Annotated in this window: 11 protein-coding genes and 3 pseudogenes; 5 read left to right on the top strand and 9 right to left on the bottom strand. The window is 66.0% G+C overall.

Annotation, left to right across the window (positions count from 1 at the left end; translation table 11 throughout):
- Nucleotides 1–26 precede the first annotated feature (26 nt).
- The 5 genes from ACN2C7_RS10520 to ACN2C7_RS10500 all read right to left on the bottom strand — a co-directional run bounded on the left by ACN2C7_RS10520 (nucleotide 27) and on the right by ACN2C7_RS10500 (nucleotide 5,521).
- Nucleotides 27–284, bottom strand: a complete 258-nt coding sequence (locus ACN2C7_RS10520) for a hypothetical protein (protein ID WP_419316882.1) — start codon at nucleotides 282–284, stop codon at nucleotides 27–29.
- A 153-nt stretch (nucleotides 285–437) separates the two neighbouring features.
- Nucleotides 438–1,928, bottom strand: a complete 1,491-nt coding sequence (locus ACN2C7_RS10515) for a Ppx/GppA family phosphatase (RefSeq protein ID WP_419316881.1) — start codon at nucleotides 1,926–1,928, stop codon at nucleotides 438–440.
- 63 nt (nucleotides 1,929–1,991) lie between these two features.
- Nucleotides 1,992–2,393 carry a hypothetical protein gene (locus ACN2C7_RS10510; RefSeq protein ID WP_419316880.1) on the bottom strand — a complete coding sequence of 134 codons (402 nt, stop codon included), beginning with the start codon at nucleotides 2,391–2,393 and terminating at the stop codon, nucleotides 1,992–1,994.
- Entirely contained in the window at nucleotides 2,390–4,603 is a 2,214-nt protein-coding gene (locus tag ACN2C7_RS10505) for an RNA degradosome polyphosphate kinase (RefSeq protein ID WP_419316879.1), read from the bottom strand. The genes ACN2C7_RS10510 and ACN2C7_RS10505 overlap by 4 nt, the downstream gene beginning before the upstream one ends.
- Nucleotides 4,604–4,825: 222 nt before the next feature.
- On the bottom strand, nucleotides 4,826–5,521 hold the full coding sequence (locus ACN2C7_RS10500) for a chromosomal replication initiator DnaA (RefSeq protein WP_419316878.1): 696 nt from the start codon (nucleotides 5,519–5,521) through the stop codon (nucleotides 4,826–4,828).
- A gap of 183 nt (nucleotides 5,522–5,704) precedes the next feature.
- On the opposite strand from ACN2C7_RS10500, the gene ACN2C7_RS10495 reads away from it, so the two are divergent.
- Complete coding sequence (locus ACN2C7_RS10495; RefSeq protein WP_419316877.1) at nucleotides 5,705–6,508, top strand: DUF5677 domain-containing protein; 804 nt, start codon at nucleotides 5,705–5,707, stop codon at nucleotides 6,506–6,508.
- Here ACN2C7_RS10495 and ACN2C7_RS10490 read toward each other — a convergent pair.
- Nucleotides 6,488–6,859, bottom strand: a complete 372-nt coding sequence (locus ACN2C7_RS10490; RefSeq protein WP_419316876.1) for a hypothetical protein — start codon at nucleotides 6,857–6,859, stop codon at nucleotides 6,488–6,490. The genes ACN2C7_RS10495 and ACN2C7_RS10490 overlap by 21 nt on opposite strands.
- 20 nt (nucleotides 6,860–6,879) lie before the next feature.
- Here ACN2C7_RS10490 and ACN2C7_RS10485 point away from each other — a divergent pair.
- Nucleotides 6,880–7,046: pseudogene (locus tag ACN2C7_RS10485) on the top strand (hypothetical protein); the annotation flags it as partial.
- A 121-nt stretch (nucleotides 7,047–7,167) separates the two neighbouring features.
- Nucleotides 7,168–7,334 (top strand): annotated as a pseudogene (locus ACN2C7_RS10480) (hypothetical protein); the annotation flags it as partial.
- Between the two features lie 278 nt (nucleotides 7,335–7,612).
- Here the strand turns inward: ACN2C7_RS10480 and ACN2C7_RS10475 are convergent.
- Complete coding sequence (locus ACN2C7_RS10475) at nucleotides 7,613–7,993, bottom strand: GIY-YIG nuclease family protein (RefSeq protein ID WP_419316875.1); 381 nt, start codon at nucleotides 7,991–7,993, stop codon at nucleotides 7,613–7,615.
- A gap of 166 nt (nucleotides 7,994–8,159) precedes the next feature.
- Here ACN2C7_RS10475 and ACN2C7_RS10470 point away from each other — a divergent pair, with 166 nt between their 5' ends.
- A complete protein-coding gene (locus ACN2C7_RS10470) occupies nucleotides 8,160–8,900 on the top strand; it encodes an EcsC family protein (protein WP_419316874.1) in 741 nt (246 codons plus the stop codon).
- A gap of 160 nt (nucleotides 8,901–9,060) precedes the next feature.
- Here the strand turns inward: ACN2C7_RS10470 and ACN2C7_RS10465 are convergent.
- A pseudogene (locus ACN2C7_RS10465) lies at nucleotides 9,061–9,230 on the bottom strand (hypothetical protein); the annotation flags it as partial.
- Between the two features lie 516 nt (nucleotides 9,231–9,746).
- On the opposite strand from ACN2C7_RS10465, the gene aspS reads away from it, so the two are divergent.
- Entirely contained in the window at nucleotides 9,747–11,585 is a 1,839-nt protein-coding gene (gene aspS / locus ACN2C7_RS10460; protein ID WP_419316873.1) for an aspartate--tRNA ligase, read from the top strand.
- 80 nt (nucleotides 11,586–11,665) lie between these two features.
- Here the strand turns inward: aspS and ACN2C7_RS10455 are convergent, their stop codons facing one another.
- Nucleotides 11,666–12,592 (bottom strand): pentapeptide repeat-containing protein, encoded by a 927-nt coding sequence (locus ACN2C7_RS10455; protein ID WP_419316872.1) that lies wholly within the window; start codon nucleotides 12,590–12,592, stop codon nucleotides 11,666–11,668.
- Nucleotides 12,593–12,607 lie beyond the last annotated feature (15 nt).

Raw genomic sequence — 12,607 nt, 5'->3', positions numbered from 1 at the left:
TGTGAGCCACTTCGCCGAATAACGTCTTAGTGGGGCAGGATCGCGCCGCCGGCCGCGAGGCCCAGGGCGCAGAAGACGCCAAGGTGAAAGACAATACCGATCGCCACGGTGCGACGCACCGACCAGGTTGTTTCCTGGGCGAAGACGCGGGCGATCTCGTGCTGGAGACTGTGCGCGGCGCTCTGGACCGGCGCATCATTTTCATTGGCAAGGCGAAGAGCAGGGCGCTGGCGCGGGTTCTGCGCGATGGCGTCCAGATAGTCCACTTTACGCTGTAGCATCACTGGGCCTCCCTATGTGTTTCAAGGCACAGTAGAGAAATCAAGCTAACAAAATGTGCTCAATAGATGACGCTATGATTGCGTCATCCTGCCTCATGATCAGATCGGGTATGTTTAGACTGCATTAAGCACGTCGACTACTGATCAACACCTTGTTTAGGATGTTGAGATCTTCAGTTTCAGGCCCAGAAGATGGGCCGCCGTACCGGCCCGCTTGCTGGTCTGTTCGCCCAGCAGCAGGTCGGCATAGCCGGGCTCGGCCGTCAGGGTCAGCTGGGTCTTGTCAATGGCCAGGCGCGAGCGGGCCAGCAGGGGCGCGCTGCGGCCCGACAGGTCGCAGCCCAGCCGGATCGCCGCGCCCAGGGCCCTGGCGCGCTTGAGGCGGGCCGGGGTCAGCAGGCGCGCCAGCACGTCCAGCTCGGGCGGGTCGAAGGTGCTGGCATGACGGGCATAGGCCGCCGTGGCCAGGAAGGCGCGTTCATCATGGCCCTGGCCGGCGATCGGCGCGCGCAGCACCTGTTCGAACACCAGGTCGGCGCGATGGTCGGGGTGCAGGCGCGCACCCAGGTCGGCCAGCCGACAGGCGGCCGACATCAGCACGGCGTCGCGCCCCTCGTCGAACAGCGGCGGCAGGCTGGTGAAGGCCGGGGCGATCCAGGCCTGCAGGCCTGCGCCCAACTCGTCGGCGACGCCCTGGCGGGCGCCCAGCGATGCGCAGCCCTCGATCAGCGGGTCCAGGCCCCGGGTGCGCGGCGGCATGGCCTCGAACAGCAGACCCTCGCGCACGCCAAAGGCCGAGATCTCGATGCGCTTGACGCCAAGGCTCTCGATCAGGCTCTCCAGCACCACGGCGGCGTAGGGCAGGGTCTCAGAGCGCTTCTTGCTCATGCCCTCGATGCGTTCCAGCGAGCTCTTCGACTGGTGCGAGACCAGGCGCGCGGCGTCCAGCGCTTCGCTGGCGCTGATCTCGTACTGGTGCACGACGTGCAGCGGATAGCCCGACATCCGCATGTGCAGCAGGGCCAGGTTGCGCCAGGCGCCGCCGACGGCGTGGAAGCTGTCGGTCCGGAAGGCGCTGGTCACCGGGGCCAGCCGCTGGGCGCACAGACGGCGCACCCGGTCGGCGTCGAAGCCTTCCGACAGGCCCAGGCTGAAGGGGCCCAGGGGCAGGGTGACGCCCAGACCTGCGCCGGTGCTTTCCAGTCGGATCAGCTCCAGGCTGGCGCCGCCCAGATCGCCCACGACGCCGGTGGCCTGAGGGGCGCCGGCCAGCACGCCGAGGGCGGCGTAGCGGGCCTCTTCCTCGCCGCTCAGCACGCGAACGGTCAGGCCGGTCTCGGCCTTGACCCGAGCCACGAAGGCGGGGCCGTCGCTGGCCTCGCGGGCGGCGGCGGTGGCGACCACGAAGGTCTCGGCCGGGGCCACGGCCTCGAGCACGGCGCGGAAGCGTTTCAGGGCCGCCAGGGTCTGCAGCACGCCGTCCGGCGACAGCCGGCCGTTGTCGCCCAGATCCCGGCCCAGGCCCGCCAGCACCTTCTCGTTGAACACGGTCCAGATGGCGCGGCCTTCCAGCCGGTACACCACGAGGCGCACCGAGTTGGATCCGATATCGATCACGGCCGCGTCGCGCGGCGCCGGAAAAGGCATGAGCTTGGTTTAGCCTATTGAGACGCGGGAGAAAGCGGGGCCGGACGAAAATCGCTCGGGACGTCAGGACGCGCCATTAATCCGGCACGCGAGCAAGCGCCAGCGGGTTTCGGTTCTTACGTAGAAGCAGGTGCCGAAAGTCTTCTGCGCCCCGTTCGCGCGAAGGCCGCCCTTGGTCGCGGCGTGGTTGCCGTCCAGCAGCAGCAGCTCGACGGTCGGCGCATGCTTTGGGCAGGACCCCCACGAGCGGATCTGGCCCAGGCGCAGGCCGGGACCATAGATTCGGCCCTTGGCCTGAAGTTGCCGATCGACCGGGGCCAGGGCCGCGCCGTCGCCAATCCGGTCGATGCCGGGCACGCCGGGCTGGGCCAGGATGGCGCAGATCTGCGCCTGCTCCGCCTGACCGGGACCACAGCCAGACAGGGCCAGGACCGCCGGGACCGTCAGAAGGACGAGACGCCTCAACCCTTGCCTTTTCGCGGGCCCACATGGTCGAAGGCCATCGGCAGATCCTTCACCTTTTGGCCGCGGCCCGACAGGCTGGGATTGGTCATGAAATAGTCGTGGGCCGAGAAGGCGCCCTTCTTGTCCCAGGCCGGATCGCGCGTGTAGCCGCCATCGCTGTTGAGGTTCCAGCTCTGGGCCTCGTCATTGAGGTTGGCGACCATGATCTGGTCCAGCACCTGCTGGTGCACGGTGGGGTTCTCGACCGGCACCAGGGTTTCCACCCGGCGGTCAAGGTTGCGCGGCATCCAGTCGGCCGAGCTGATGAACAGGCGCGTCTGCGGGCCGGGGAGGTCGGCGCCGTTGGCGAAGGCGACGATCCGGGCGTGCTCCAGGAACCGTCCGACGATGCTTTTGACCCGGATATTCTCCGACAGGCCCTTCACGCCCGGCCGCAGACAGCAGATGCCGCGCACCACCAGATTGATCATCACCCCGGCCTGGCTGGCGGCATAGAGGGCGTCGATGATCTGGGGATCGACCACGGAGTTCATCTTGGCCCAGATGCCGGCAGGCTTGCCGGCCCGCGCATTGGCGGCCTCGAGGCTGATCATCTTCAGCAGGTCGGGCTTGAGCGTCTCTGGCGAGAAGCTCAGCTTTTCCAGACCATGCGGCTGGGCGTAACCGGTGATGAAATTGAACAGCTTGCCGCCGTCCCGGCCCAGGGCCGGATCGCAGGTGAACAGCGACAGGTCGGTATAAACCCGGGCCGTCTGCGGGTGATAGTTGCCGGTGCCGAAGTGGCAATAGGTGCGCAGGGCCTCGCCCTCGCGGCGCACCACCACCGACAGCTTGGCGTGGGTCTTCCAGTCGACAAAGCCGAACACCACGTGGACGCCCGCGCGTTCCAGATCGCGGGCCCATTTGAGGTTGTTCTCCTCGTCGAAGCGCGCCTTGATCTCGACCAGGGCCGTGACGTTCTTGCCGTTGTCGGCCGCCTCGATCAGGGCCGCCACGATCGGGCTGTCCTTGGAGGTGCGGTACAGGGTCTGCTTGATCGCCAGCACATTGGGATCGCGCGCCGCCTGACGCAGGAACTGCACCACCACATCGAAGCTCTCGAAGGGGTGGTGAACCAGGATGTCTTTCTCGCGGATCGCCGCGAAGCAGTCGCCGCCGTGGTCGCGCACGCGCTCGGGGAAGCGGGCGTTATAGGGCTTGAACTTCAGGTCCGGGCGATCAGGCGGGATCAGCTCGTCCATCTGGGCCAGGCCCAGCTTGCCGTCCACCAGGATGACGTCGTCGGGCTCGGCGCGCAGGCCCTCGACGATGAAGTCGCGCAGGTCCTGGGGCATGGAGGTCTGGATCTTGACCCGCACCACCTGGCCCAGGCGACGCTTCTTCAGGCGCGCCTCGAACTCGCGCACCAGGTCTTCGGCCTCTTCCTCGATTTCCAGGTCGCTGTCGCGGATCAGGCGGAACAGGCCGCGGCCCTCCACCTCATAGCCGGGGAACAGGTGGCCCAGAAACAGGATGATGAAGCTCTCCAGCGCCACGATCCGCCGCTCGCGCTTTTTGCCGCGCGTGGTCACCGAGCCGATTTCCCAGAACCGCTGCACCTGGCTGGGCACCGGCACCAGCGCGTACAGGTGCTTGTCGTCGGCGATCCGGCGCAGCTTCAGCGCCAGGCAGAAGCCCAGATTGGGAATGAACGGAAACGGGTGGGCCGGGTCGATGGCCAGGGGCGTCAGCACCGGGAACATCCGGGTCAGGAACAGCTCCTCGGCCTTGACCTTGTCGTCGCCCTCGATGTCCTTGGCGTCCAGCAGCTTGAGGCCCTCGCCCCACAGCTCGGCGCGCACGTCGCGCCAGATCTTCTGCTGATCGACCATCAGGTCGAAGGCCGTGGCGTTGATCCGCGCTAGCTGCTCGCCCGGCGTCAGGCCGTCCTGGCTGACCACCCGCACGCCCTCGCGCACCTGGCCCTTCAGGCCGGCCACCCGCACCATGTAGAATTCGTCGAGGTTGTTGGCCGAGATCGACAGGAACCTCAGGCGCTCCAGCAGCGGGTGGCGCCGATTGGCGCTCTCTTCCAGCACGCGTTCGTTGAAGGCCAGCCACGACAGTTCGCGATTGATGAACCGCTCGGGCGAGGCCAGCAGCGCCTTGTCCAGACGGCAGGCCGTGTCGGCTTCAGTGACGGGGGTCGGCAGGGGCGCGGCGTTGGGCATGCGGGGAACCATAGGCGAACGGGGTTCTCACATGGTGAACGTGGGACGTGACGGGGGCAAGACACTGGCGCCCCATGCAAACCAAGCCTGTCATCCCGGACAAGTCCGGCGAACGCCGGGCGCAGATCCGGGACCGCCGGAAGCGCTGAGCTCAGGCGTCGCTCCCGGATCTTCACGCTGCGCGCTCGTCCGGGATGACAGCCGTTTTGAAGAGAAGGACCCTCAGTCCTCCCCCTCATCCCCCTCAAACGCCAGCACCTCGCCGGCCAGCAGCCGGGTAATCGCCCGGCCCTGGGCCGAGGCCGCCTCGTCCAGCAGATCGACGGCCGCGATGGCCTCCAGCGACGAGCGGGGGATGCGGCGCAGCAGGTAGGGATAGACGTCGTGGGCCGGGGTCATGGCCCGCGCCGCGAAGGCGCGGCGCAGCACGGCCTCCAGCACGATATCGTCGGGCTCGTCGATGATGGCGGCCGTCAGGGCATTGAGCCGCGAGCGCAGGTCGGGCACCGCGCAGTCCCAGGCCACGGGCGCCAGGCGTCCGGTCAGCAGCAGGGTCCCGCCGTCGACCCCGGCCATGTTGATCAGGTGAAACAGGGTCTCGTCATCCAGATGACCGCCCTGCGCCCGGCGGTCGGCGTCATCGACCAGCACGGCGCGGCCGCGCAGGGCGGCCAGGTCCAGCGGGGCTGCAAGGGGATTGGCTGCCTCGACCACCACGGCGTTCGCCTTCAGGGCCCAGTCGCGCGCCAGATGGGTCTTGCCCGCGCCGGCGGCCCCGATCAGGGCCAGCCGCCCGTCGCCCCAGCGCGGCCAGGCGTCAATCGCCGCGATCGCCTGGGCGTTGGTCGGCGAGGCCGCGAAGTGCTCCCGCGCGAACGACGGCGGGCTGTGCAGCGGCAGTCTGAACTGACGGGACAAGTCGGCGGCGTCCGGCGTGGTTACTGGGTGGGGAGGATATAGGCCGGGTGCGGCGTCAGCGCGAGCGGGGCGGGTGAGGGAAGGTGGGGATGGAGGGGAAGGAGGTGTGGATGGAGGCTTAGCGTCGGCTCAGGTACGAGTTAGTGTGTGGTGCTGGGCTATAGAGATGGCCAGGAGCGCCACATGAGTTTTGAAACTGATGGTTTTTTGGCGAAAGATTGGCGGGAATTCGCTGAGAATAACCTTGTCACTCCGGAGACAAGTGCATTGTGTCGCGATTTAAGTCGATCAATCCAGCGCCTAGTATCCGAAGTGAAAATTGTCGATGCAGACTCACCAATCGATCCGAGATTTGTTGCGCGCTTGCTGATCTTAAGAGCGCTTACAAATTTCCAAGGCGCAGTTATTCTAGCTGAACAAGGGTTGGGAGCCGAAGCTCGAACTCTCGCTCGATCTTGCCTCGAAACAGCCTTTTGCCTTGCTGGGGTCTTGAGCAAAAAGGAAGTGTTTGTGGACCTCATGCTCAAGGATTCTGCCAAACACCACAATGAGTTGGCAAAGCATCTGCTATCTCTCGAAGGTGACAACGCCGTAAATTCAGAGTTGCAGTTGCTTCTGCAAGACCATTTGCATCAAGATAAAAAAGGCCAGTGGCTGGCAACAAGATCTCTCGCAGATGCATCAGATTTATCTGATCTATATATATTTTATCGGGAACTGTCGGCGGATGCACATCCAACGATGATCTCACTTCTGCGTTACATCGAAGAAGATGGAGATGTCATCGATTTTGTTTGGGGACCCGAAAGGGATGTGAGTCGCGTGAAAGAGGTTATGCTTTTATGTTGCACATTTTTAGTTGCCTCAGGAATTGCATTTAATTCTGAGGTTGCGAAAAATGACTTCGTTGGAGAAGATCTAGGGAAGCATTGGATTTCTGTACAAAAGTTGCAGGGAAGTGGAGCATCAGAAAGCCAAAACTCCTGACTTCATGATTGCGCCCAACCCCCACCGCACCGCCAACAACCCAAACCCCAGCAGGATCACCGGCCCGAACACCGCGAAGGTCCAGCGGGTGATCCGCTCCGGCAGGAAGGTGTCGTAGGCGCCGTCCTTGGTCGCGCCGTACTTCACGGCGATGGCAGTCAGGGGGCATTTGAGGCCGAAGGCGGCGAAGACCACGCTCTCGACGGCGACCAGCGCGGCCGCCACCCACAGCCAGGGGCCGTGCGCGCCGGTGATCCCGGCATAGAGGACGACGAGGCTGGCGCTGGCCATCACCACATAGATCACCGTGTGCAGGGCGCGGACCAAGGTGAGGCGTTGGGCGTCGGTCATGGGGGACAGCTTATCCCCAAATACTCCCGTCATTCCCGCCCTTGTGGCGGGAACCCCTGTGTCCGCCGCAGGTGCGGGAGGGGCGAAGTGCGCGCGCACTTCGCTGGCGCTTCACGTGTCAGCTGAAACAGGGGTTCCCGCCACAAGGGCGGGAATGACGGTGGGTTGGGAGGGTGGCATGGGGACGAAACCTCGCTGCCTCTGATATTGCCGCCCGGCGCCGGCCATCACGACATAGATCACCGTGTGCAGGGCGCGGACCAGGGTCAGGCGTTGGGCGTCGGTCATGGGGTGCAGCTTAATCCCAGATACTCCCGTCATTCCCGCCCTTGTGGCGGGAACCCCTCTGTCCGCCGCAGGTGCGGGAGGGGCGAAGTGCGCGCGCACTTCGCTGGCGCTTCACGTGTCAGCTGAACCAGGGGTTCCCGCCACAAGGGCGGGAATGACGGTGGGTTGGGAGGGTGGCATGGGGACGAAACCTCGCTGCCTCTGATATTGTCGCCCGGCGCTGGCCATCACCACATAGATCACCGTGTGCAGGGCGCGGACCAAGGTGAGGCGTTGGGCGTCGGTCATGGGGGACAGCTTATCCCCAAATACTCCCGTCATTCCCGCCCTTGTGGCGGGAACCCCTGTGTCCGCCGCAGGTGCGGGAGGGGCGAAGTGCGCGCGCACTTCGCTGGCGCTTCACGTGTCAGCTAAAACAGGGGTTCCCGCCACAAGGGCGGGAATGACGGTGGAGGGGGGCGGTGCTCAAACCTGCCTGGGAACCGGGGTCCATTCAAAGACGGCGGCGTAGAGATCATCCCACCGGGGATTGTCGCGTTCGATCAGGTTGATCTTCCACTGGCGCGGCCAGCGCTTGATCGAGGTTTCGCGCTGGATCGCCTCGGTCATCAGGTCGTGGATCTCGTACCAGACCAGACGCTTGAGGCCATATTGCCGGGTGAAGCCGGGCAATTGGCCTTCCCGATGCTGGCCAATGCGCGTGAAGAACTGGCCCGTAACGCCGGTGTAGAGCGTACCTCGATAGTGGTCGGTCATCATGTAGACCGCGATCCAGGCTTCGCGTGGAACCATGGCGGCTGCTCCTTGTAGCGCGCGAACAATACAGGAACAAAATACTCTCGTCATTCCCGCCCTTGTGGCGGGAACCCCTCTGTCCGCCGCACGTGCGGGAAGGGCGAAGTGCGCGCGCACTTCGCTGGCGCTTCACGTGCCAGCTGAAACAGGGGTTCCCGCCACAAGGGCGGGAATGACGGGGGTATGGGGAGTGGTGTGGGGGCCCTATATCTAACCCATGCAACACCCACCCCCCGACCTCGCCGCGTGGCGCGCCGCCATGACCAAGCCCGCCGGGCCCCTCGGCGGCCTCGCGCGCAAGGCGCAGGTGAAGATCAACCAGATCATCCCCGAAAAGGTCCACGCCGCGATCACCACGGCCATGGAGGGCCTGACGCGGGGCATCCTGACCGGGGCCGACTTCGCCACCGGCTCGCCGCAGCACGGCCTGACCCTGGACGAGAAGCGCGCGAAAGCCGCCGCGGCCATCGACGGCTGGAAGAAGACCGCCAGCGTCGAGGGCGGGATCACCGGGGCTGGGGGCTTTCTGGCGGCGGCGGCCGATTTCCCGCTGCTGATGAGCTTCAAGATCAAGCTGCTGTTCGAGATCGCCGCCATTTTCGGCCATGACGGGACCGACCTGGATGAGCGGCTCTATATCCTGCACATCTTCGAGCTGGCCTTTTCGGACGCGACGCACCGGGCCCGGGTGCTGGCGGCCATGGACGACTGGGACGCGCGGCGGGCGGAGCGCCCCGACACGCTGGAGGCCTTCGACTGGCGGGCCTTCCAGCAGCAGTATCGCGACCATATCGACCTGGCGAAGATGGCCCAGCTGCTGCCCGTGGTCGGCGCGCCGGTCGGGGCCATTGTCAACTGGCGGCTGGTCGAGAGCCTGGGGCGCACGGCGGTGATGGCCTACCGGATGCGGGAGGAGGGGGCGGGGGTTTCCCTGCCGACGCCGCTGGCCCCCTCCTGACCGCTACGCGGTCGTCCTCCCCCTTTCAGGGGGAAGATGAAGCGCGGCGACCTCATCTTCCCCCTCCGGGGGAAGACGGCTGCGAAGCAGCCCGTAGGGGGCAAGTGCGGGGATAGACTGCGACCGATCCCCTTGGCTTTCGGGAGAAAGCTCAGCCTGATCAACGCCCTCCAAATAAAGCGAGCGCGCCCGTCAGACGCGCTGAAACCTCCCGTATTCTTGTCCCACCTCGTCGCGAGGAAAGGGCGCAAGGCCAGCGACCATTGCGGCGGCGGGGGGTGATCGAGCGGGGCTGGGGTCGAGGGGGATACTCGACCGGTCCGGGGATCCTGGCGTTGCAGGACCCGCCCGCCGTCGGCGTGGATGGGGATCAAGGCGAGTGTTGGTCAGGATTGGCCCCACGCCCCCCGACCTTCGGGACTTCGGGAAACCGAGGCGTCCGGGTTCCGGTAAGGCCCCAACTGGGCCACCCGCCGGGACGCTGATGGATAACGACCACGCGGAGCGCTCGGCTTCGTCGAAACGGTTATTCTATTTTCCTCCGGACGTGGTCCGGACGCTCCGCGACCCTTTCCATCGCCATCGCAGCGAAAGCGCGGGGGTGTGAAGGCATGTCTTCTCCCTTCCCCCTTGGATGGGGGAAGGGCGGGGTTGGGGGTGGCGCCGCCGGACGATTGCACGCAGGCCGCGCCCCATCCTGGACCTCTGTCACCCCCATCCCCAACCCTTCCCCCATCGAAGGGGGAAGGGAGTTTCAGGTGCAGAATCCTTGACATCCACGCCCCCCCATGCGCCTTTCCGCGCCTTGCAAATCAACGCGTTCCCGCGATTTTCGAAGACTTTGTCATGACCACGATGCACGCCTACCGCACCCACACCTGCGGCGCCCTTCGGGCTAGCGACACAGACGCCAATGTCCGCGTGTCGGGCTGGATCCACCGCAAGCGCGACCACGGCGGCCTGGTCTTCATCGACCTGCGCGACCATTACGGCCTGACCCAGCTGGTGCTGCACCCCGAGACCCCGGGCTTTGACATCGTCGAGCGCCTGCGCGCCGAGAGCGTGATCAAGGTGGACGGCAAGGTGCTGGCCCGCGACGCGGCGGCCGTGAACCCCAACCTGCCGACCGGCGCGATCGAGATCCACGTCACCGCCGTGGAAGTGCTGTCGGAAGCCGCCGAGCTGCCGCTGCCGGTGTTTGGCGAGCCGGACTATCCCGAAGAGATCCGCCTCAAGCACCGCTATCTGGATCTGCGCCGCGAGACCCTGCACAAGAACATCGTGCTGCGCTCCAAGGTGATCCACTCGATCCGTCACCGCATGGTCGAGCAGGGCTTCCTGGAGTACCAGACCCCGATCCTGACGGCCTCGTCGCCGGAAGGCGCGCGCGACTTCCTGGTGCCGTCGCGTCTGCATCCGGGCAAGTTCTATGCGCTGCCCCAGGCCCCGCAGCAGTTCAAGCAGCTGCTGATGGTTTCCGGCTTTGACCGCTATTTCCAGATCGCCCCCTGCTTCCGCGACGAAGACCTGCGCGCCGACCGCTCGCTGGAATTCTACCAGCTCGACATCGAGATGAGCTTTGTGACGCAGGAAGACGTGTTCGCGGCCATCGAGCCGGTGATGCACGGCGTGTTCGAGGAATTCTCGGGCGGCAAGCCGGTGTCGCCGATCTCGGGTACGCACACCTTCACCAACGATTTCGGCGCGACGCTGGAGCATGCCGGCTTCGAGCGTCTGACCTACGCCCAGTCGATGAAGTGGTACGGCAGCGACAAGCCCGACACCCGCAACCCGATCAAGATGGCCGACGTCTCCGAGCACTTCCGTGACGGCGGCTTTGGCCTGTTCGCCAAGATCCTGGGCGCTGACCCGAAGAACCGGGTGTGGGCCATCCCCGCGCCGACCGGGGGTTCGCGGGCGTTCTGCGACCGCATGAACAGCTGGGCCCAGGGCGAAGGCCAGCCGGGCCTGGGCTATGTGTTCTGGTCCGAGGATCTGGGCGCCTGGGGCGGCCCGATCGCCAAGAACCTGGGCGAGCCGACGCAGGCGCTGATGGAGTCGGTGGGCCTGGGCAAGGGCGACGCCGCCTTCTTCGTGGCCGGCGACCCGGCCGTGTTCGCCAAGTTCGCAGGCCTGGCCCGCACCCGCGTCGGCACCGAGCTGAAGCTGGTGGATGAGAACCAGTTCAAGTTCTGCTGGATCGTCGACTTCCCGATGTTCGAGTGGAACGAGGACGAAAAGCGCGTCGACTTCTCGCACAATCCGTTCTCGATGCCGCAGGGCGGTCTGGAGGCCCTGGAGACCCAGGATCCGCTGACCATCCGCGCCTATCAGTACGACATCGTCTGCAACGGCTATGAGCTGTGCTCGGGCGCGATCCGGAACCACAAGCCCGAGATCATGCTCAAGGCCTTCGAAGTGGCCGGCTATGGCGCCGAGGTGGTGGAAGAGCAGTTTGGCGGCATGCTGAACGCCTTCCGCTTCGGGGCCCCGCCGCACGGGGGCCTGGCGCCCGGCATCGACCGGATCGTCATGCTGCTGGCCGAGCAGGTCGCCATCCGCGAGGTCATCGCCTTCCCGCTGAACCAGCAGGGCCAGGACCTGCTGATGAACGCCCCGGCCGAGGCCGCAGAGCGCCAGTACAAGGAACTGCACATCCGCTCGGCGCCGCCCATCAAGGTGTAGGCGATCAAGGTGTAGAGCGAACAGAAAAAGGCCCCGGTTTCGCAACCGGGGCCTTTGAAGTTCTCAGGGTCGCGTCGAGCTCAGTATTTCGGCGGTTTGGGCGGCGCAGGCGGCTTGGGCGGCCGGGGCGCGGCCCAGGCGGATGCGGCCTTCTCGGCCTCGGCCTGGGCGCGGGCGGCCTCGGCCTGGGCGCGCTTGAAGTCGACGATCACCCGGATCTGGCGGGGGTCGCCATGGCAGGACCGCAGCGTCAGGCCGCGGGGCAGGCGGGTGGAGCCGTCGCCGCAGGTCTCGTCCAGCTGGTCCTGGTCCAGGCCCCTGGCGCCCGACAGATCGGCCCCGCCCAGCATGGCGTTGGAGAGGTCAGCGCCCCGGAAGTCGGCGCCGTGGAACGTGGCCCCGCGCAGGGCGGCGCCCGTGAACTCGGCGTTGCGGAAGTCGGCCCCGTCGAAGCGGCCGCCCGACAGGTTGGCGGCGTTGAGCTCGGCGTTGCGGAAGGTGGCGTCGCGGCCGTTGACGTTGGCCAGATTGGCGCCGCCCAGCTCGGCGTTGCTGAGGTTGGCCTTGTTGAGGTTGGCCCCGATCATGTTGGCGGCGTTCAGCTCGGACGACGACAGATCGGCCCGCAGCAGGCTGGCGTTCTGGAAGTTGGCGCCGCTGCTCTCGATGCCGGACATGCGGGCGTCGCTGAAAATGGCGTTCTGGAAGTTGGCGCCGCGCATCTCGGCCCCGCGCATGTCCGACCGGGTCAAGTCAGCGCCCTGGAAATTGGAGCCGTAGAAGGCCGCGCCGCGCAGGTCTGAGCCGATCAGGATGGCCTTGGCGAAATTGGCGCCGCTGAACTTGGCGCCGGTCAGCTTGCGGCCCGACAGCTCGCAGCTGACGCACATGCCGCCGAACGACACCAGACGGGCGACGTCCTTGTCCTCGGGACCGGCCTGGGCCTGTCCGGCCAGGGCCGTGAGGGCCAGCGTCAGAACCGCGAGTGAAACGCCCATGCGGGACATCGAAATCTCCTACCA

The sequence above is a fragment of the Caulobacter sp. ErkDOM-E genome (genome assembly GCF_048541895.1).
Lineage (GTDB): Bacteria > Pseudomonadota > Alphaproteobacteria > Caulobacterales > Caulobacteraceae > Caulobacter.
This window is presented reverse-complemented; position numbering and strand designations above follow the sequence as displayed.